The 18,890-nt window shown below is 62.2% G+C and carries 20 protein-coding genes; 17 read left to right on the forward strand and 3 right to left on the reverse strand.

Annotated features, from left to right (window positions below; genetic code table 11):
- The first annotated feature begins 11 nt into the window (after window positions 1–11).
- The 12 genes from ACQK2M_RS11740 to ACQK2M_RS11795 all read left to right on the forward strand — a co-directional run bounded on the left by ACQK2M_RS11740 (window position 12) and on the right by ACQK2M_RS11795 (window position 8,886).
- The gene (locus ACQK2M_RS11740; protein ID WP_425417969.1) at window positions 12–1,268 is read left to right on the forward strand and encodes a Zn-dependent hydrolase; all 1,257 of its coding nucleotides are present in this window, start codon (window positions 12–14) and stop codon (window positions 1,266–1,268) included.
- Window positions 1,269–1,271: 3 nt separating this feature from the next.
- Window positions 1,272–1,559: a hypothetical protein gene (locus ACQK2M_RS11745; protein ID WP_425417970.1), complete on the forward strand. Its 288-nt coding sequence runs from the start codon at window positions 1,272–1,274 to the stop codon at window positions 1,557–1,559.
- A 19-nt stretch (window positions 1,560–1,578) separates the two neighbouring features.
- Window positions 1,579–1,740 carry a hypothetical protein gene (locus tag ACQK2M_RS11750; RefSeq protein ID WP_425420131.1) on the forward strand — a complete coding sequence of 54 codons (162 nt, stop codon included), beginning with the start codon at window positions 1,579–1,581 and terminating at the stop codon, window positions 1,738–1,740.
- Window positions 1,737–2,000: a hypothetical protein gene (locus ACQK2M_RS11755; protein ID WP_425417971.1), complete on the forward strand. Its 264-nt coding sequence runs from the start codon at window positions 1,737–1,739 to the stop codon at window positions 1,998–2,000. Before ACQK2M_RS11750 ends, ACQK2M_RS11755 begins: the two co-directional genes overlap by 4 nt.
- 86 nt (window positions 2,001–2,086) lie before the next feature.
- Complete coding sequence (locus tag ACQK2M_RS11760) at window positions 2,087–2,845, forward strand: class II aldolase/adducin family protein (RefSeq protein ID WP_425417972.1); 759 nt, start codon at window positions 2,087–2,089, stop codon at window positions 2,843–2,845.
- Window positions 2,835–3,281 (forward strand): hypothetical protein, encoded by a 447-nt coding sequence (locus ACQK2M_RS11765; RefSeq protein ID WP_425417973.1) that lies wholly within the window; start codon window positions 2,835–2,837, stop codon window positions 3,279–3,281. Before ACQK2M_RS11760 ends, ACQK2M_RS11765 begins: the two co-directional genes overlap by 11 nt.
- Before the next feature lie 85 nt (window positions 3,282–3,366).
- Window positions 3,367–4,821, forward strand: coding sequence for a dihydropyrimidinase (gene hydA / locus ACQK2M_RS11770; protein ID WP_425417974.1), 1,455 nt, complete (start codon window positions 3,367–3,369; stop codon window positions 4,819–4,821).
- 30 nt (window positions 4,822–4,851) lie between these two features.
- Window positions 4,852–5,655 carry an ABC transporter ATP-binding protein gene (locus tag ACQK2M_RS11775; protein WP_425417975.1) on the forward strand — a complete coding sequence of 268 codons (804 nt, stop codon included), beginning with the start codon at window positions 4,852–4,854 and terminating at the stop codon, window positions 5,653–5,655.
- A gap of 63 nt (window positions 5,656–5,718) precedes the next feature.
- A complete protein-coding gene (locus tag ACQK2M_RS11780) occupies window positions 5,719–6,222 on the forward strand; it encodes a hypothetical protein (protein ID WP_223475271.1) in 504 nt (167 codons plus the stop codon).
- Complete coding sequence (locus ACQK2M_RS11785) at window positions 6,219–7,088, forward strand: ABC transporter permease (protein ID WP_425417976.1); 870 nt, start codon at window positions 6,219–6,221, stop codon at window positions 7,086–7,088. Before ACQK2M_RS11780 ends, ACQK2M_RS11785 begins: the two co-directional genes overlap by 4 nt.
- Window positions 7,085–7,861, forward strand: coding sequence for an ABC transporter permease (locus ACQK2M_RS11790; protein ID WP_425417977.1), 777 nt, complete (start codon window positions 7,085–7,087; stop codon window positions 7,859–7,861). The genes ACQK2M_RS11785 and ACQK2M_RS11790 overlap by 4 nt, the downstream gene beginning before the upstream one ends.
- A gap of 29 nt (window positions 7,862–7,890) precedes the next feature.
- A complete protein-coding gene (locus ACQK2M_RS11795; protein WP_425417978.1) occupies window positions 7,891–8,886 on the forward strand; it encodes an ABC transporter substrate-binding protein in 996 nt (331 codons plus the stop codon).
- Between the two features lie 95 nt (window positions 8,887–8,981).
- On the opposite strand, the gene ACQK2M_RS11800 is transcribed toward ACQK2M_RS11795, so the two are convergent.
- From ACQK2M_RS11800 to ACQK2M_RS11810, 3 genes are all read right to left on the reverse strand, one after another.
- The gene (locus ACQK2M_RS11800) at window positions 8,982–9,761 is read right to left on the reverse strand and encodes an ATP-binding cassette domain-containing protein (protein ID WP_425417979.1); all 780 of its coding nucleotides are present in this window, start codon (window positions 9,759–9,761) and stop codon (window positions 8,982–8,984) included.
- The gene (locus tag ACQK2M_RS11805) at window positions 9,758–10,828 is read right to left on the reverse strand and encodes an ABC transporter permease (RefSeq protein WP_425417980.1); all 1,071 of its coding nucleotides are present in this window, start codon (window positions 10,826–10,828) and stop codon (window positions 9,758–9,760) included. The genes ACQK2M_RS11800 and ACQK2M_RS11805 overlap by 4 nt, the downstream gene beginning before the upstream one ends.
- Before the next feature lie 128 nt (window positions 10,829–10,956).
- Entirely contained in the window at window positions 10,957–11,985 is a 1,029-nt protein-coding gene (locus ACQK2M_RS11810; RefSeq protein ID WP_223475266.1) for a sugar ABC transporter substrate-binding protein, read from the reverse strand.
- 250 nt (window positions 11,986–12,235) lie between these two features.
- Here ACQK2M_RS11810 and ACQK2M_RS11815 point away from each other — a divergent pair, with 250 nt between their 5' ends.
- The 5 genes from ACQK2M_RS11815 (at window position 12,236) to urtA (ending at window position 18,860) form a co-directional block, all read left to right on the forward strand.
- The gene (locus ACQK2M_RS11815) at window positions 12,236–13,462 is read left to right on the forward strand and encodes an ROK family transcriptional regulator (RefSeq protein WP_425417981.1); all 1,227 of its coding nucleotides are present in this window, start codon (window positions 12,236–12,238) and stop codon (window positions 13,460–13,462) included.
- An 84-nt stretch (window positions 13,463–13,546) separates the two neighbouring features.
- Complete coding sequence (locus tag ACQK2M_RS11820; protein ID WP_223475264.1) at window positions 13,547–14,749, forward strand: acyl-CoA dehydrogenase; 1,203 nt, start codon at window positions 13,547–13,549, stop codon at window positions 14,747–14,749.
- Between the two features lie 9 nt (window positions 14,750–14,758).
- Window positions 14,759–16,957 carry a dehydrogenase E1 component subunit alpha/beta gene (locus tag ACQK2M_RS11825; RefSeq protein WP_425417982.1) on the forward strand — a complete coding sequence of 733 codons (2,199 nt, stop codon included), beginning with the start codon at window positions 14,759–14,761 and terminating at the stop codon, window positions 16,955–16,957.
- Between the two features lie 138 nt (window positions 16,958–17,095).
- Complete coding sequence (locus ACQK2M_RS11830) at window positions 17,096–17,302, forward strand: DUF2783 domain-containing protein (RefSeq protein WP_425417983.1); 207 nt, start codon at window positions 17,096–17,098, stop codon at window positions 17,300–17,302.
- Window positions 17,303–17,567: 265 nt separating this feature from the next.
- On the forward strand, window positions 17,568–18,860 hold the full coding sequence (urtA, locus tag ACQK2M_RS11835; RefSeq protein WP_223475261.1) for an urea ABC transporter substrate-binding protein: 1,293 nt from the start codon (window positions 17,568–17,570) through the stop codon (window positions 18,858–18,860).
- Window positions 18,861–18,890 lie beyond the last annotated feature (30 nt).

Here is an 18,890-nt window from a genome sequence, read left to right on the forward strand (position 1 = left end):
GACGTAATACCATGGCGGCACCGGGCGAAAATCTCAGGATCAACGGGGACCGGCTGTGGGACTCGCTGATGGAAATGGCGAAGATTGGCCCCGGCGTCGCCGGCGGCAACAACCGCCAGACGGTGACCGACGAGGACGGCGAGGGCCGCAAGCTTTTTCAGAAGTGGTGCGAGGATGCCGGTTGCACCATGGGCGTTGATACCATGGGCAACATGTTCATGATGCGCGAGGGGACCGATCCCGATGCGCTGCCCGTCTATGTCGGCAGTCACCTCGACACGCAGCCGACCGGCGGCAAGTATGATGGCGTTCTCGGCGTGTTGGCCGGACTCGAGATTGTCCGCACGCTCAACGATCTTGGCATCAAGACCAAGCATCCGATCATCGTCACCAACTGGACGAACGAGGAAGGCACGCGCTTCGCGCCGGCCATGCTCGCGTCGGGCGTTTTCGCCGGCATCCACGAGCAGGACTGGGCCTATGACCGTGAGGACGCCAAGGGCAAGAAGTTCGGCGACGAACTGGAACGCATCGGCTGGAAGGGCGACGAAGAGGTCGGCTCGCGCAAGGACAGGATGAAGGCCTTCTTCGAACTGCATATCGAGCAGGGCCCGATCCTCGAGGCCGAAGGGAAGGACATCGGTGTCGTGACGCACGGCCAGGGCCTGTCCTGGACGCAGGTGACCATCACCGGCAAGGACAGCCATACCGGCTCCACGCCGATGCCTATGCGCAAGAATGCCGGCCTTGGCATGGCGAAGGTTCTGCAACTTGTCGACGAGATCGCCTGGAGCCACGCGCCGCATGCGGTCGGCGCGGCGGGCCATATCGACGTCTATCCGAATTCCCGCAACGTCATCCCCGGCAAGGTCGTCTTCACCGTCGACTTCCGCTCGCCGGACCTCGCCGTCATCACAGACATGGAAGAGCGGCTGAAGATCGGCGCGAAGGAGATTTGCGACGAGATGGGGCTCGGCATCGAGTTCGAAAAGGTCGGCGGGTTCGACCCGGTGGAATTCGATGCGGATTGCGTGAAAGCCGTGCGCGATGCGGCCGACCGGCTCGGCTATTCGCATCGCGACATCATTTCCGGCGCCGGCCACGACGCCTGCTGGATCAACCGCGTCGCGCCGACCTCTATGGTCATGTGCCCCTGCGTGGACGGGTTGAGCCATAACGAGGCCGAGGACATCTCGCTGGAATGGGCGCGGGCAGGGGCCGACGTTCTGTTCCATGCGGTGGTGGAGACGGCGGAGATCGTGGAGTGACGCGTGGCTGACGTGGTGCAGATCCAAAACTACAAGGCTATTGCAGAGCATTTAAGGGCTGCGATGGACATGATTGCTCTGTCAGAGCAACAGGTTGTCGATGTGACCGGTTATCTCGACCATGACGAATTGGGTCTGGCCTACGAGGAAATCCTCGAAATTTGCGTAGAAGCATCCCTGGCCATTGATGATGCTGCCAGGAACGAACTCAATACTGCCGGGCGACTAATGGGGTTCGATGTAGAATCTCCGGTTGTGTCGGTCGAGTATCAAAAAAGAAGTCCGAACTGAAAAATAAAAGGTGCGCGCCATGAGCACAGTCATCAAGAACGGAACGGTCGTTACAGCCGACTTGAGTTGCAAGGCCGGCGTGAAGATCGAGGACAGGGTGATCACCGAGATAGGGCCGAACTTATCAAGGGCCGACGTGCTGTTCCATGCGGTGGTGGAGACGGCGGAGATCGTGGAGTGAACGAACCGCTTGGCGCCGAGGCCCTGCAAGCACCTGTCGCCGTGATGCTGTCCCGCGCCGAGATTGTTGTGCTCGGCGCGGAGCTGGATGCTCTCGCCGACCGCCTGCTGGAGGAAGGCGCCGAGTGCCGCCCGCTCGTACAGGCGCTCTGGAACCTGGACGCAGCCATTGAGCGTGTCGATCACGATGCGTTCAGGCAGGATCATGCGGATTTGCTCGCGCAGGCGAGGGCGTATCTTGCGGGGTACTTTGATGCCTGATGCCCGGGTAACTCTGCCGAAAAGGTCGCGCGGGGGCACGCTGTCAGTTGGCCGGGCACGGACACTAGGAAACGGGGAGTAACGTCATGTCGCAGTCCAATGTCGTAGCGCTGGAAACCGCCGACGAGAAACAGCTTCGCGTCGATCTCGCCGCTGCCTTGCGGTTGGCGGCGCGCAACGACTGGCACGAGGGTGTCGCCAACCACTTTTCAGCTGCAGTGTCGGCCGACGGAAAGAAGTTTCTCGTCAACCGGCGCTGGAAGCATTTCTCGATGGCGAAGGCGTCGGAGCTTCTGCTGGTCGATGCCGACGATCCGGAGACGATGAATCGGCCGGACGCGCCCGATCCGTCGGCATGGTCGATCCATTCGGCCATTCACCGCAATCTTCCGCATGCCCGTGTGGCGCTGCACCTGCATCCGCCCTACGCCACAACGCTGGCGACGTTGAAAGACCCGACGATTTACCCGATCGACCAGGTGACGGCACGGTTTTACAAGCGCATCGCCTATGATCTGAATTTCGGAGGTATCGCCACCGAGCAGGCGGAAGGCGAACGGATCGCCACGACCATCGGCAACCACCGTCAGGTGATGATGGGCAATCACGGCGTGACGACTGTCGCGCCCACTGTCGCCGAGGCATTCGATGCCATGTATCATCTGGAAAGGGCCGCACGGCAACTCGTTCTGGCCTATCAGACCGGTCGCGAACTGGCGATCATGTCCGACGAGATCGCAGAGGCGACCGCCGCCGAATGGGAAGTCTACAAGGACGCCGAATTCGCCCATTTCGACGAAATGAAACACATCCTCGACCGCGAGGGGGCTGATTATGCAGATTGAGACCGTCGGCAAGACCACGGTGTGCGCCGCAGCGGCGCTGGCTGCGGCTGCGGTCCCGGCCGGCGCGGCGGACCTCTACTGCCGGCAGTCGCACACCCTCATCTGGTCCGGGTCCGATCCCGTCCTGATCGAACAGGACGGGCAGGAGTTCTGGCTGTCCACGGAAAACGGTCGGTGGGCAGAACGCACGATCGGCTCGCGCGCGGGTATCGGCGATGGCGGCATCCTCGATATTCGAAGCGACGGAAGCGGATACCGGGCGAACTGGGTGGGCGTCAGTGGCGGGCCCGCCGAGACGCTGACACTCGACCTGGAGAGCGAACCCGTCGCCTATCTCTGGAGCCGTCGGGACGAGACGGCCCTGATCGGGACATGTGTCGATACAGCGGGACGTGAATTTTTCGATGGCGTTGAAATCGAACGGGAAGGGGAATGATAGTGTGAGCAGAGCCAGAGCTCACATTCCAATGCCCGCCCGACAAATGGTGCAGACAAGCTAAACTGAAGAACCGGAGGCCCGAATGCCCACCATCATCAAGAACGGAACCGTCGTCACCGCCGACCTGACCTACAAGGCCGATGTGAAGATCGAGGACGGCGTCATCATCGAGATCGGGCCGAACCTGTCCGGCGGCGACGAACTGGACGCGACCGGGTGCTATGTCATGCCGGGCGGCGTCGATCCGCATGTGCATCTCGAAATGCCCTTTATGGGCACCTATTCCTCCGACGATTTCGACAGCGGTACGCGCGCGGCGCTGGCCGGCGGCACGACCATGGTGGTCGATTTCTGCCTGCCGAACCCGGAGCAATCGCTGCTCGACGCGATTCAGCGCTGGGACAACAAGTCGACCCAGGCGAATTGCGACTATTCCTTCCACATGGCGATCACCTGGTGGGGCGAGCAGGTCTTCAACGAGATGGAGACCGTGGTTAAGGAAAAGGGCATCAACACCTTCAAGCACTTCCTTGCCTACAAGGGCGCGCTGATGGTCAATGACGACGAGCTCTACGCGTCCTTCCAGCGCTGTGCCGAACTCGGCGCGATGCCGCTGGTCCACGCGGAGAACGGCGATGTCGTTGCGCAGATGCAGGCGAAGCTCATGGCCGAGGGCAATAACGGGCCGGAGGGCCATGCCTATTCGCGGCCGCCGGAAGTGGAAGGCGAGGCGACCAACCGCGCCATCATGATCGCCGACATGGCCGGCGTTCCGCTCTATGTCGTGCACACCTCATGTGAGCAGTCGCACGAGGCGATCCGCCGGGCGCGCCAGAAGGGCATGCGCGTCTATGGCGAGCCGCTGATCCAGCACCTGACGCTCGACGAGAGCGAATATTTCAACAAGGACTGGGATCATTCTGCGCGCCGGGTGATGAGCCCGCCTTTCCGCAACCAGATGCATCAGGATTCGCTGTGGGCCGGTCTTCAATCTGGGTCGCTGCAGGTCGTCGCTACGGACCATTGCGCGTTCACGACCGAGCAGAAGCGTTACGGTGTGGGTGACTTCACCAAGATCCCCAACGGCACCGGCGGTCTCGAGGACCGTATCCCGATGCTGTGGACCTATGGCGTCTCGACCGGGCGTCTGACGCCGAACGAGTTCGTCGCGGTGACATCGACGAATATCGCCAAGATCCTGAACATGTATCCGAAGAAGGGCGCGATCCTTGTCGGCGCGGACGCGGATATCCTGTTGCTCGATCCGGAAAAGGAAAAGACGATCAGCGCCAAGAGCCAGGTGTCGGCCATCGATTACAACGTGTTCGAGGGCAAGCATGTGAAGGGGCTTCCGCGCTACGTGCTGTCGCGTGGCAAGGTGGTCGTCGACGACGGCAAGCTGCAGGCGGAGCCCGGCCACGGCAAGTTCGTCAAGCGCGAGCCCTATCAGGCGGTCAACAAGGCGCTGTCGACCTGGAAGGAACTGGTCGCCCCGCGTCCGGTCGAACGGACCGGCATACCGGCGAGCGGAGTGTAATTTGTCGAGACCAACCGGGGTAATCTGTCAGTGAATTCCGAGAGCAAGAACCGCGTGCCTGTCATTTCGGCGAAGTCGGTCGACCTGACCTTCCAGACCGGCGACGGTCCGGTGCACGCCCTTTCGGATATCAATCTCGACATCTTCAAGGGTGAGTTCGTGTCCTTTATCGGGCCGTCGGGCTGCGGCAAGACGACCTTCCTGCGGACCATTGCGGCGCTGGAGGAACCGACGGGCGGCTCGATCATGGTCAACGGTATGACGCCCGACGAGGCGCGCAAGGCGCGCGCCTATGGCTACGTGTTCCAGGCGGCGGGGCTTTATCCGTGGCGCACCATCGCCGGCAACGTCAAGCTGCCGCTGGAGATCATGGGCTATCCGAAGGCCGAGCAGAATTCCCGCGTCGAGAAGGTGCTGGAAATGGTCGATCTGTCCGGTTTCGGCCAGAAATATCCTTGGCAACTGTCGGGCGGGATGCAGCAGCGCGCCTCGATTGCCCGCGCGCTGTCCTTCGACGCGGACATCCTGTTGATGGACGAGCCGTTCGGTGCGCTGGACGAGATCGTCCGCGATCACCTGAACGAACAGCTTCTGGAACTGTGGGCGCGCACCGAAAAGACGATCGGCTTCGTGACGCACTCGATCCCCGAGGCGGTGTTCCTGTCGACGCGTATCGTGGTGATGAGCCCGCGGCCCGGGCGCATCCACGATGTCATCGACTGCGATCTCGGGCCGGACCGGCCGCTTGATATTCGCGAAACGCCCGAATTTCTCGCCATCGCCCATCGCGTACGCGAGGGATTGCGGGCGGGGCACAGCTATGAGGATGTTTGATTGGGAGCCACACAGCGGCTTTCCCGCAGAACGCGGGTACGGCACGGGCAGGGGGTTACGACAGTGATCATAGCGCCTGAAGGCGGCATATCCTCAGCGATCGTCGCGACACTGGTCCTCGCTTTCTGGACCTTCGGCGGCTTGTTCGCGGCCCTGATGCTTATGGTCGAGCTCGACAATGGAAATACGGGCGCCTTTTTCATGGTGTGGCTTACTGCCTGGGTCGCGGCAGAGGCCTTTGGCGTCATCTTCATCCTGTGGAAGCTGTTCGGCCGCATCGTCATCCGCGTCTCTCCGAAGGAGGTCGCGGTTTCGCACAAGATTCTCGGGCTGATAGGCCCGACGCAGCGTATGCCTGCGGAGACGACAACGGGCATGTTCTGGGTGCCAGACGACCCCATGGTGACGAGAAAGGTCAACGGCCGGCGCATCCCGCAAACGGCGCTGAAGATTCACGCCACGCCCTATCCAGTAATTGTTGCGCGCGGGATATCGCGCGAGGACGCGGAGGCGGTCATCGCGGCTTGCAGTCCGCGCATGCCGCGCTGGGGGAGGGCTGCCGCATGAATCGCGTGGTCCCGATCCTCACTGTCGTCCTCGCCATCTTCGCGATCTGGTATGTGGCCTCGTTCGCGATGAACCGTGCCTGGGTGATGGACCAGGCGGCCCGCGCCGGCGAGACGCCCAGCCTGTCCGAACAGATCGCCGGGACGATGAACCAGTCGCGACCGGTCGTTCCGGCGCCGCACCAAGTCGCCGCCGAACTCTATGACGGCATATTCGACAAGGCCGTCACATCGAAGCGCAGTCTCGTCTATCACGGTTTCATCACGCTGCAGGCGACGCTTTGGGGCTTCGCGCTCGGGATCATCGGAGGCGTGGCGCTGGCGATCCTGATCGTTCTCAGCCGCACTGCCGATCTGACGCTGATGCCATGGGCGATCATCTCGCAAACCATACCCGTCGTCGCGCTGGCGCCGATGATCGTGATCCTGACCAACGCCTTGGGCGCTGAGAGCCTGATGGTGCCGAAGGCGATTATCGCCGGCTACCTGTCCTTCTTCCCGGTGCTGGTCTCCATGGTGAAGGGACTGACGAGCCCGGATGCGATGCAACTCGACCTGCTGCGCACCTATGGCGCGACGAAGAACCAGGTGTTCTGGAAGCTGCGCCTTCCGGCCTCGATGCCGTTCTTCTTCGCGTCGCTGAAAATCGCGGTTGCGGCCAGCCTCGTCGGAGCCATCGTCGGCGAATTGCCGACCGGCGCAATTTCCGGGCTCGGCGCGCGCATGCTGATCGGCTCGCAATTCGGCAATCCGATGATCATGTGGTCGGCGCTCTTCGCGGCCGCCATCCTTGCCGCGATGCTGATCTGGGTCGTCGGCGGCATCGAACGGGTCGCGTCGCGGGCGATGGGAGGGCAGAGCGCATGATTCTCGACCGCGCACATCGCGTCTTCTATCCGCTCGGCTTTGGCATCCTCGTTCTCATTCTCTGGGAGATCTCGGTCCACGCCTTTAACATTCCGCCGGCGATCCTGCCGGCGCCGACCGATATCGGCGAGGCGATGGCCAACTCGACCGGCACGCTTTTCGCGGACTGGCTGCAGACCGTCGTGAAGGGCGCATTGACCGGGATGATCATGGGCGCGCTCGCCGGCGTTGCCGCTGCGATCGCCATCGACCGGTCCGACTTTCTCAAGAAGGGATTGCTGCCCGTCGCCAATTTCGTCGCCGCGCTGCCGATCGTCGGTGTCGCGCCGATCATGGTCATGTGGTTCGGTTTCGACTGGCATTCGAAGGCGGCCGTGGTCGTGGTGATGGTGTTCTTCCCGATGCTGGTCAACACGCTGGCCGGATTGCAGGCGACCGACCGGATGCAGCGGGACCTGATGCGCACCTACAGCGCCAGTCACGGGCAGACGCTGGCGAAGCTGAGGCTTCCCGCCGCACTGCCATTCATCTTCAACGGACTGAAGATCTGTTCCACTCTTGCCCTGATCGGCGCGATCGTTGCCGAATATTTCGGCTCGCCGACACAGGGCATGGGTTTTCGAATCTCCACCGAGGTGGGGCGGCTCGGGATCGATATGGTCTGGGCTGAAATCGCCGTGGCGGCTGTGTCCGGCACGGTGCTCTATGGCATCGTGGCACTGATCGAACGGCGAATGACCTTCTGGCATCCGTCGCAGCGCACGGGTCGGTAACTTCAGGCGAAAACAAGGAGAGTGTTGTTATGAGATTCATGAAGACAATTGCCGCAACCGCGGCGTCGCTGGCGCTGGTTACGGCGGCGCAGGCGGCCGACGAGGTGACGCTGCAGCTCAAATGGGTCACCCAGGCCCAGTTCGCAGGCTACTATGTCGCCAAGGACAAGGGCTTCTACGAAGAGGAAGACCTGGACGTGACGATCAAGCCGGGCGGCCCGGACATCGCGCCCGAACAGGTGATCGCCGGCGGCGGCGCGGATGTGATCACCACCTGGATGGCGGCCGGTCTGGCGGCGCGCGAGCGCGGTATCCCGCTGGTAAACATCGCCCAGCCGTTCAAGTCGGGCGGCCTGCAGCTGACCTGCCTCAAGGAAACCGGCATCGAAAGCCCCGAGGACTTCCCGGGCCATACGCTCGGTGTCTGGTTCTTCGGCAACGAGTATCCGTTCTACGCCTGGATGGCGAAGCTCGGCATTCCGACCGAAGGCGGCGATGACGGCGTCGAAGTGCTCAAGCAGGCCTTCAATGTCGATCCGCTTCTGCAGAAGCAGGCTGACTGCATCAGCGTCATGACCTACAACGAGTACGGCCAGGTTCTCGATGCCGGCATTTCGGAGGATGACCTCGTCACCTTCAACTATCTCGACGAAGGCATCGGCATGCTCGAGGACGGTCTTTACGTGCTCGAGGACAATCTCGACGATCCGGAATTTGTCGACAAGATGACCCGTTTCGTCCGGGCCTCGATGAAGGGCTGGAAATACGCGGAGCAAAACCCGGAAGAAGCCGCTGAAATCGTCGTCGAAAACGACGAGACCGGCGCGCAGACCCTGGAGCATCAGGTCTACATGATGGGCGAAATCGCCAAGCTGACGGCCGGCACCGATGGTGCGCTCGATCCGGCGGACTACCAGCAGACGGTGGATACCCTGTTGTCGGCTGTTTCGCCGGACAACCCGGCGATCACCAAGGAGCCCGACGACGGCGCCTGGACGCACGCGATCACAGACGAAGCGCTGTAAGAAGCGCCGACACGGAACCGACAAGGAAAGGGCCGCTCACGCGGCCCTTTTTTGTGGGATAGCAATGTGTTGCGGCCGTATCCCCGCAAATCGATTCAGGCTGCCGCCAGTTCCTCCGGCGGTTCCTTCGCCCCGGTCATGAAGGCGACCGCGTCGGACATGGTGTAGTCCTTCGGATTGACGACGCAGAGCCGTTTGCCGAGCCGGTGGACATGGATGCGGTCGGCGACCTCGAAGACGTGCGGCATGTTGTGCGAGATCAGGATGATCGGAATGCCGCGCGACTTCACGTCCTGGATCAGTTCGAGCACGCGGCGCGATTCCTTCACGCCAAGGGCAGCGGTCGGCTCGTCGAGAATGATGACCTTGGAGCCGAATGCCGCCGCGCGCGCGACTGCGACGCCCTGGCGCTGGCCGCCGGAGAGCGTCTCGACGGCCTGGTTGATGTTCTGGATCGTCATCAGGCCCAGCTCGGTCAGCTTATCGCGGGCGAATTTCTCCATGGCGGGCCGGTCCAGCTGGCGGAACCATTTGCCCATGACACCCGGTTTGCGCAATTCGCGGCCCATGAACATGTTGTCGGTGATCGACAGGGCCGGGGACATGGCGAGCGTCTGGTAGACGGTTTCGATGCCCGCCTCGCGCGCCTCGCTCGGCGAGGTGAAGCGCAGCTTTTCTCCATTCATCCAGATGTCGCCTTCTTCCGGCGTCACGGCGCCGGAAATGGCCTTGATCAATGTCGACTTGCCGGCGCCGTTGTCGCCGATCACGGCCAGGATCTCGCCCGGCATCAGATCGAAGTCGCAACGGTCGAGGGCGGTGACGCGGCCGTAGCGCTTGGTCAGGCCGCGGCCTTTGAGGATGGGTTCGCTCATGCCGATACCTTTCTGATCCACTGGTCGACGGCGACGGCGGCGATGATCAGCACGCCGATGAAGAAATAGGTCCATTGCGCATCCGCGCCGAGCAGGCGCAGGCCGAGCGAGAAGACGCCGACGATCAGCGCGCCAAACAATGCGCCGAGGATCGAGCCTCGTCCGCCGAAGAGCGATATGCCGCCGATCACCACGGCGGTGATGGATTCGATGTTGGCCTCATAGGCCGAGGTTGGAGAAACCGAGCCGATGCGGCCGATCAGAGCCCAGCCGGCAAAGGCGCAGATCAGTCCGGCCAGCGCATAGACCGACAAAAGCGTTGCCTTGACGTTGACGCCGGAGAGCTGTGCTGCTTCCGGGTCGTCGCCGACGGCATAGACATGCCGGCCCCATGCGGTGTGCCGGAGAACCCAGGCGAGGACGAGCATCAGCACGATCATGAAGATGACGCCGAGGGTCAGGACTGCGCCGCCGATCTGGAACTTCGTGCCCATCAATTGCAGGAGAGGGGCCTCGGCCTCGATCTCCTGGGCGCGGATCGTTTCGTTGGCGGAATAGAGATAGTTGGAGGCGAGGATGATCTGCCAGGTGCCGAGCGTGACGATGAAGGGCGGCAGCTTGACGCGCGCGACCAGAAAGCCGTTAAGCGCGCCGCAGAGTGTGCCGAAAATCAGGCCGCAGACCACCGCGACAGATGGCGGAAGCCCGTAGCGGAAGGCGAACTGACCCATGATGACCGAGGAGAACACCGTGATCGCGCCGACTGACAGGTCGATACCGGCCGTCAGAATGACAAGGCTCTGCGCGGCGGCGACGATGCCGACAATCTGCACCTGTTGCAGGACGAGGGTCAGCGCAAACGGCGAAAAGAAGCGGTCGCCGATCAAGACGCCGAAGATCAGGATCGAGGCGATCAGCACGATCAGCGGCACCGCTGCCGGCGTCTGGTGCAGCCAGTGTTGCAAGTTGCCGATCAGGCCGCGTTTGCTGACCTCGAATTCGGCAAGTTTTTCCTCGCGGTTGCTGGCGGACTCGTAATTGTCCTTCGTCGTGACATTGTCCGACATGGGCGCAGTCTCCTCCATTATGCCGGCCCATTCAGGCCGGACATGCGCCTGAAGGAAGGCGGGCCGGAGCCCGCGCTTCCAGTGTTGCATTGTGCCGCCAATGGCGGGTCGGGATCAAGGGTGGGCGATCAGCCCCAGCAAAGGTCCATGCCTTCCTTGACCGAGATGGAGGGCACGCCGTCCACCGGCTGGTCGGTGACCAGCGATACGCCGGTGTCGAAGAAGTCCTTGCCCTCTGTCGGCTCCGGCTTGGATCCGTCCTTCGCCCAGGCGGCAATGGCCTCGATGCCCTTGGAGGCCATCAGCAGCGGGTATTGCTGCGAAGTCGCGCCGATGACGCCATCGGCGACGTTCTGGACACCGGGGCAACCGCCGTCCACGGAAACGATCAGAACGTCGTTCTCGCGGCCGATCGACTTCAGCGCCTCATAAGCACCGGCCGCCGCCGGCTCGTTGATCGTGTAGACGACGTTGATCATCGGGTCGGTCGCCAGCAGGTTTTCCATCGCCGTGCGGCCACCTTCCTCGTTGCCCTGGGTCACGTCATGGCCAACGATGCGCTCATCCGTTTCGTCGCCCCACTTGTTGGGGTCGCCGAGATCGATACCGAAGCCCTGCATGAAGCCCTGGTCGCGCAGCACGCCAACGGTCGGCTGGCTGACGGCGAGATCGAGCATGCCGATCTTGGCGTTGGCCGCGTCGTCGCCGAGCTTGGCGGCGGCCCATTGACCGATCAGTTCGCCCGCCTTGAAGTTGTCGGTGGCGAAGGTCATGTCGGCCGCGTCGATCGGATCGAGCGGGGTGTCGAGCGCGATCACGAGGAGACCGGCGTCACGGGCTTGTTGCACGGACGAGACGATCGACGAAGTGTCGGACGCGGTCAGCAGGATGCCCTTGGCGCCGTCGGCGATGCAGGTCTCGATGGCTGCAACCTGGGTTTCGTGGTCGCCGTCGATCTTGCCGGCGAAGCTCTTCAGGTCGATGCCGAGTTCCTCGGCCTTGGCGGTGGCGCCTTCCTTCATCTTCACGAAGAACGGGTTGGTGTCCGTCTTGGTGATCAGGCATGCGCCGATCTTGTCCTGCGCGCTTGCCGGCGAGGCGAATGCCGCGCCGAGTGCGAGGGTCGCGATCGCAGTCGTAATAAGGGTCTTCTTCACGTGTAATCCTCCCAGTTTGATGTCTCCGCCGCGCATGGCGGAGTCGGCTCCGGTGAGATCCAATGCGGTCTCTACTCCCGGACGTTCCATAGGGAACTACAGGCAATTTCGCGTGTCAATAACTAATTCACAGTGATTTAATTATTGACAGATGCGAGCGGTCGCGGCCATTCTGGACGGGGGAGGAGTAAGCTTTTGACGTTGAATCCGTGTATGTCATGCCGTCCGATTCGGAATGCGGGGCAGGGGCATGGTCCAGACTGAAGAGCGCGACGATCCGTCGGGCGGCGGCGCGGTGCAGATGCGCGGCACGAACCAGAGCGGCATGCGCGCCTATAACGAAAAGCTGATCCTCACGCTTATTCGGCGGAGCGGCGCGTTGGCGAAATCCGATCTGACGCGTCTGACCGGTCTCTCCGCGCAGACCATTTCGGTGATCATGCGCCGTCTGGAGGCCGACGGGCTGGTGATACGCGGAGAACCGCAACGCGGGCGTATCGGCCAGCCATCGATCCCCCTGTCTCTCAATCCCGAAGGGGCCTATTCGTTGGGGCTGAAGATCGGCCGGCGAAGCATGGAACTGGTGTTGATGAATTTTCTGGGCGAGGTCATTCACCGCTCGGCCAGGACGCACCGCTATCCGAAACCCGATCAGGCCATTCAGTTTGCGCACGACGCGATTGGGGCTCTGATCAGCCGGCTCAATTCGGACGCGTTGTCGCGGATCGCCGGGCTCGGTATCGCGATGCCCTTTTACCTTTGGAACTGGACCCGGGCGCTGGGCGTGCCCGACGAAGCCATGGCCGATTGGCGGGACGCCGATATCCGCAGCGAAATCGCTTCCATGTATACGTTTCCCGTTTATCTCGAAAACGACGCGTCATCCGCTTGCGCGGCAGAGATCGCTTTCGGCGTGGCGAACACGCCGGACGACTACCTCTATTTCTATGTCGGCTATTTCATTGGCGGCGGCGTCGTTCTCAACCGTGCGCTCTATACGGGTCCCGGTGGGAACTCGGGCGCGCTTGGCCCGATGCCCGTCGTCGGCCGGGACGGCAAGGTTTGCCAGCTGATCGAGGTCGCAAGCCTTTCGGAACTCGAAAAGCAACTTGCCGAACAGGGGCTGGAAACGAGTTCGCTCTGGGAGGGTACGGAGAACTGGCAGGTGGACGCCGGTATTCTCGACGACTGGATCGCGTCCGCCGCGGCGGGGCTGGCGCATGCGATCGCCTCGGCATGTTCATTGATCGATTTTTCGGCGATTGTCGTTGATGGCTGGCTCCCCGTCGACGTTCGCCTGAGGCTTGTCGATGCAATCAGCGACGAGCTTGAGAAGCTGGATATGACCGGCTTGGAAAAGCCCGAAATACGCAGCGGTGTGGTGGGCGCCGATGCGCGGGCTCTCGGGGCGGCGAGCCTGCCGCTGTTCGCGCGCTTCCTGCTCAACCAGAAGCTGACGAACCGGGACGCGGCCTAACGGCGCAACGCTGATTGACAGTCCGCACTGGCATTGCTTTTGTGCGCCGCATCTGCCGACAAGAACGAATAAGAAAGGGATGTCATGGGCGATACGACAACGCCGGAACTCGGCTCGTTTTCCTGGGAGGATCCGTTCCTTCTCGACGACCAGTTGAACGACGAGGAACGGCTGATCCGCGACACGGCGGCGGCCTATGCACAGGAGAAGCTGCAGCCGCGCGTTATCGCCGCATATCGCGAGGAGCGCGTCGAACCGGAAGTCTTCGCCGAGATGGGGGAAACCGGGCTGCTCGGTGTCACCGTTCCCGACGACTACGGCGGGGCGGGCGCTGGCTATGTCGCCTACGGGCTGGTCGCGCGCGAGATCGAGCGCGTCGATAGCGGCTACCGTTCGATGATGAGTGTGCAGTCGTCGCTGGTCATGTATCCGATCCAGGCCTACGGGACCGAGGAACAGCGTAAAAAGTACCTGCCGAAACTGGCTTCCGGCGAATGGATCGGCTGCTTCGGGCTGACCGAGCCAGATGCGGGGTCCGATCCGGGCGGCATGAAGACGACCGCGAAGAAGACCGACGGCGGATATGTGTTGAACGGTTCGAAGATGTGGATCTCGAACAGCCCGATTGCCGATGTGTTCGTTGTCTGGGCGAAGTCGGAGGCGCATGGCGGCAAGATTCGCGGCTTCGTGCTGGAGAAGGGCATGAAGGGGCTTTCTGCGCCTAAGATCGCGGGCAAGCTGAGTCTGCGCGCATCCGTGACCGGCGAAGTCGTGATGGAGGGGGTCGAGGTCGGCGAAGATGCACTCCTGCCGAATGTCGAGGGGCTCAAAGGCCCGTTCGGATGCCTCAACCGGGCGCGCTACGGCATCGCCTGGGGGGCGATGGGCGCGGCGGAGTTCTGCTGGCATGCGGCGCGCCAATACGGTCTCGACCGCAAGCAGTTCGGCAAGCCGCTGGCGCAGACGCAATTGTTCCAGAAGAAACTGGCTGACATGCAGACGGAAATCTCACTCGGCCTGCAGGCGGCGCTCCGCGTCGGACGCCTGATGGAGGAGGCGAGGGCCGCGCCCGAGATGATTTCGCTCATCAAGCGCAACAATTGCGGAAAGGCTCTGGATATCGCGCGCCATGCCCGCGACATGCATGGCGGCAACGGCATTTCGGAGGAATTCCAGGTGTTTCGGCACATGGCCAACCTCGAGACGGTCAACACCTATGAGGGCGCGCATGACGTTCATGCGCTGATTCTCGGCCGTGCACAGACCGGTTTGCAGGCTTTTTTCTAGGGGCGTTTCATGGATCGCGCGGAACTTGTCCACAAGCGCTTCCTTGAGCGCGTGACGGCTGGCGACCTGCCCGTCGCGGACCTGCCGAACGAACTGCCGATGGATCGCGAAAGCGCCATCGGCATCTTCCGCTCGCAATGCACGTCACGGCATCTCGACCGGATGGGCCGCAGAATGCAGAAGGCGGGCCAAGGCTATTACACGATCGGTTCGTCCGGCCATGAGGGAATGGCGGCGGTCGCAGCCGCGTTGCGCCCGACGGACATGGCCTTTCTGCATTATCGCGACGGAGCGTTTCAGGTGGAGCGGGCCGGTCAGGTCGATGGGCAGAATCCGATCCGTGACATGCTGCTGAGCTTCGCCTGTTCGACGGAGGATCCGATCTCGGGCGGGCGGCACAAGGTGCTGGGTTCGAAGGCGCTTTCCATCCCGCCGCAGACATCGACGATTGCCAGCCACCTGCCGAAAGCGGTGGGCGCGGCCTATTCCGTCGGCCTCGCGAAGCGCCTGCGGCCGGAGCATGCGGCCTTGCCTCAGGATTCGGTGGTCATGTGTTCCTTCGGCGACGCATCCGCGAACCACTCGACCGCGCAAGGCGCGTTCAACGCGGCAGCCTGGACGGCATACCAGTCGGTGCCGCTGCCGCTCATGTTCGTCTGCGAGGACAACGGTATCGGCATTTCCGTGCGTACGCCGACGGACTGGATCACCGCGAATTTCTCCAACCGCGCCGGGCTTGCCTATTTCGCCTGCAACGGCCTCGACATCTTTGACACCTATGCCACAGCGCTCGAGGCAGCGGAGTTCGCACGCACCAGACGTCAGCCGGTGTTCCTTCACGTGAAGACCGTTCGCCTGTTCGGCCATGCGGGCTCCGACGTCGAGGCGGCCTACAGGCCAAAATCGGAGATCGAGCAAGCCGAAGACAACGACCCTCTGGTTCACACGGCGAGTCTGCTGTCGGCGGCGGGCTTTCTCGCGCCCGATGATGCCGTCGACATCTACAAGGGTATCGAGACGGCCTGCGAGGCGGAAATGGAGTTCGCCGTCGATCGTCCACGGCTTAAGGCGTCCGGCGACGTGATGGGGAGCCTCGTTCCCCCGAAGCGCATATGCAAGTCGACCAACGGCCCATCGGAAGCGGCGCGCGAGCGGGCCTTTGGCGGCGACCTCAAGGCTCTCGATCAGCCGCAGCCGATGGCCCGGTTGATCAACTGGGCGTTGACCGACCTGATGCTCGAACATGGCGAGATCGTTCTGGCAGGAGAGGATGTCGGCGCGAAGGGTGGCGTTTACGGCGTTACCCAGAAACTGATGGAGCGGTTCGGACGCCACCGGGTCATCGACACTTTGCTTGACGAGCAGTCGATCCTCGGTCTGTCCATCGGCATGGCGCATAACGGCATTCTGCCGATCCCGGAAATCCAGTTCCTGGCCTATCTGCACAATGCGGAAGACCAGTTGCGGGGCGAGGCGGCGACGCTGTCCTTCTTCTCGGACGGGCAGTATTCCAACCCGATGGTCGTCCGGATCGCCGGGCTCGGTTACCAGAAGGGGTTCGGCGGTCACTTCCACAACGACAATTCCCTTGCCGTTCTGCGCGACATACCAGGCCTGATCGTCGCCTGTCCCTCGAATGGCGTGGATGCGGCGATGATGCTGCGCGAATGCGTGCGGCTTGCGCGCGAGGAACAGCGCGTCTGTGTCTTCGTCGAGCCGATTGCGCTCTATCCGATGCGCGACCTGCATGGAGAAAAGGACGGGCTGTGGATGCGCCATTATCCCGCTCCCGACAAGCGTATCCCGCTTGGCGAGGTAGCGGTGGAGGGCCATGGCGACCACCTTGCGATCGTTACCTATGGCAATGGCTGCTACCTCGCGCACCAGGCGGTGGAACGGCTGGTCGAGGCGCATGGCATAGAGGCGCGCATCGTCGACATGCGTTGGCTCGCGCCGCTGCCAGGCGAGGCAATCCTGGAGGCGGTGGCCGATTGCCGCCACGTGCTGATCGTCGACGAGTGCCGGCGCACGGGCTCGCAATCAGAGGCGCTGATGGCGCTCATGGCGGAAGCCGGGGTCGAATCCTTCGCGCGCGTGACTGCCGAAGACAGCTTCATCGCGACGGGTCCCGCCTATGCGGCGACGCTTCCGTCCGCGGCGGGGATCGTCGAGGCGGCGGTGAAGCTGGCCGGCAAGCGCACAGGATGATTTGAAATTTCGCATTCCCGGGGGTCGGTTGCATCGCATCGACGACTCCGTCACCGCCGGACCGCTGTCGGGTGTGTGACGGCGTGGGGCGTTTGGTGTTAGATTTCTTCCGAAAGCCGGAACGCAGCAGAATGGACGATGAGCGAAAAGCGCGATCTTCTGAAGGACCGTCTCGGAAGCAACTATGACGCCTTTTGCGAGGCGCTCATGGAGGCGCATGAGGGGCTGACTTTCGAGCAATGCCTGCGCATGGATGCGCGCCTGATCCTGATCCTGGCAAGCCAGATCGGCGATCCCGAGATATTAAGCCAGGCGCTCGCCGCTGCGCGACGTAACGCGAAATAGGAATCGCGGCGGCAAGATATCGCCTATCAGCAACAGATCAATTATTATGCATATGATGAGTTTGCATATTTATTGAGCATTACATGCGTCGGTTTGCCGCTTTGCGGTGCAGTGACCGAGATCTCGCGTCGCTTGATGATGTGAATCGAATTGTCTCAATAAGGTATTGAAATATAGGTGGAATCTATTCTCTCGAGAGGCTTTTTTGGGTGTTGGCACGACGATTGCTCTTTACCAAGCGTTATCAATTGTCAGGGAGCCTCCTATGAATTTTTTTCGAAAAACGCTGACCGGTGCCTTAGCGGGTGCCGCGCTCGCAGCCTCGGCGCTGGTGAACGCGGCCACGGCCCAGGAAGACACGATCAAGGTCGGCATTCTACACTCGCTGTCGGGAACGATGGCGATTTCCGAGACGACCCTCAAGGACGTCATGGAAATGCTCATCGACGAGCAGAACAAGAAGGGTGGCTTGCTCGGCAAGCAGCTTGAAGCGGTCGTCGTCGATCCGGCTTCGGACTGGCCGCTTTTCGCCGAAAAGGCACGTGAACTGATCACCGGAGACGGCGTCGATGTGGTGTTCGGTTGCTGGACCTCCGTGTCGCGCAAATCCGTTCTGCCGGTCTTTGAAGAGCTGAACTCGATCCTGTTCTACCCCGTCCAGTACGAGGGCGAGGAATCGCAGCGCAACGTCTTCTACACAGGCGCCGCTCCGAACCAGCAGGCCATTCCGGCCGTCGACTACCTGATGGAAGAAGAAGGCGTCGAGCGCTGGGTTCTCGCCGGTACCGACTACGTCTATCCGCGTACGACCAACAAGATCCTCGAGGCCTATCTCAAGGACAAGGGCGTTGCTGAAGAAGACATCATGATCAACTACACGCCGTTCGGTCATTCCGACTGGCAGACGATCGTGGCCGACATCAAGGCATTCGGCTCGGCCGGCAAGAAAACCGCCGTCGTCTCGACGATCAACGGCGACGCCAACGTGCCGTTCTACAAGGAACTGGGCAACCAGGGCATCGAAGCTTCCGACATTCCCGTCGTCGCCTTTTCGGTCGGCGAGGAAGAGCTTGCCGGTCTCGACACCGGTCCGCTGGTCGGCCACCTTGCCGCCTGGAACTACTTCCAGTCCGTCGATACGCCGGAGAACGAAGAGTTCATCGCGACCTGGAAGGCGCGCATGGGCGACGATCGCGTGACCAACGACCCGATGGAAGCCCACTATATCGGCTTCAACATGTGGGTTAAGGCGGTCGAGGCTGCCGGCACCACGGATGCGGACGCCGTCATCGACGCGCTTCCGGGCATCGAGACCCCGAACCTGACGGGCGGGACCTCGGTGATGCTTCCGAACCACCACATCACCAAGCCGGTGCTGATCGGCGAAATCCAGGATGACGGTCAGTTCGAAGTGGTTTCCGAGACCGAAGATCTCGTTCCGGGCGATGCATGGTCCGACTTCCTGCCGGAATCCAAGCCGCTCAAGTCCGACTGGATCGAGCTGAAATGCGGTAACTACAATACCGAAACCGAAAAATGCCTGGGCTCTTCCTCCTAAGACACCCTCGCTGCGGGAAGCCGGTTCACC

This window comes from Oricola indica (genome assembly GCF_965227485.1).
Classification (GTDB): Bacteria; Pseudomonadota; Alphaproteobacteria; order Rhizobiales; family Rhizobiaceae; genus Oricola; species Oricola indica.

Excerpts from the sequence above, each read along its gene's own strand:
- ACQK2M_RS11740 (WP_425417969.1), top strand. The coding sequence starts at position 12 with ATGGCGGCACCGGGCGAAAATCTCAGGATCAACGGGGACCGGCTGTGG.
- ACQK2M_RS11750 (WP_425420131.1), top strand. The coding sequence starts at position 1,579 with ATGAGCACAGTCATCAAGAACGGAACGGTCGTTACAGCCGACTTGAGT.
- ACQK2M_RS11760 (WP_425417972.1), top strand. The coding sequence starts at position 2,087 with ATGTCGCAGTCCAATGTCGTAGCGCTGGAAACCGCCGACGAGAAACAG.
- ACQK2M_RS11765 (WP_425417973.1), top strand. The coding sequence starts at position 2,835 with ATGCAGATTGAGACCGTCGGCAAGACCACGGTGTGCGCCGCAGCGGCG.
- hydA (WP_425417974.1), top strand. The coding sequence starts at position 3,367 with ATGCCCACCATCATCAAGAACGGAACCGTCGTCACCGCCGACCTGACC.
- ACQK2M_RS11785 (WP_425417976.1), top strand. The coding sequence starts at position 6,219 with ATGAATCGCGTGGTCCCGATCCTCACTGTCGTCCTCGCCATCTTCGCG.
- ACQK2M_RS11790 (WP_425417977.1), top strand. The coding sequence starts at position 7,085 with ATGATTCTCGACCGCGCACATCGCGTCTTCTATCCGCTCGGCTTTGGC.
- ACQK2M_RS11795 (WP_425417978.1), top strand. The coding sequence starts at position 7,891 with ATGAGATTCATGAAGACAATTGCCGCAACCGCGGCGTCGCTGGCGCTG.
- ACQK2M_RS11800 (WP_425417979.1), bottom strand. The coding sequence starts at position 9,761 with ATGAGCGAACCCATCCTCAAAGGCCGCGGCCTGACCAAGCGCTACGGC.
- ACQK2M_RS11805 (WP_425417980.1), bottom strand. The coding sequence starts at position 10,828 with ATGTCGGACAATGTCACGACGAAGGACAATTACGAGTCCGCCAGCAAC.
- ACQK2M_RS11815 (WP_425417981.1), top strand. The coding sequence starts at position 12,236 with ATGGTCCAGACTGAAGAGCGCGACGATCCGTCGGGCGGCGGCGCGGTG.
- ACQK2M_RS11820 (WP_223475264.1), top strand. The coding sequence starts at position 13,547 with ATGGGCGATACGACAACGCCGGAACTCGGCTCGTTTTCCTGGGAGGAT.
- ACQK2M_RS11825 (WP_425417982.1), top strand. The coding sequence starts at position 14,759 with ATGGATCGCGCGGAACTTGTCCACAAGCGCTTCCTTGAGCGCGTGACG.
- ACQK2M_RS11830 (WP_425417983.1), top strand. The coding sequence starts at position 17,096 with ATGAGCGAAAAGCGCGATCTTCTGAAGGACCGTCTCGGAAGCAACTAT.
- urtA (WP_223475261.1), top strand. The coding sequence starts at position 17,568 with ATGAATTTTTTTCGAAAAACGCTGACCGGTGCCTTAGCGGGTGCCGCG.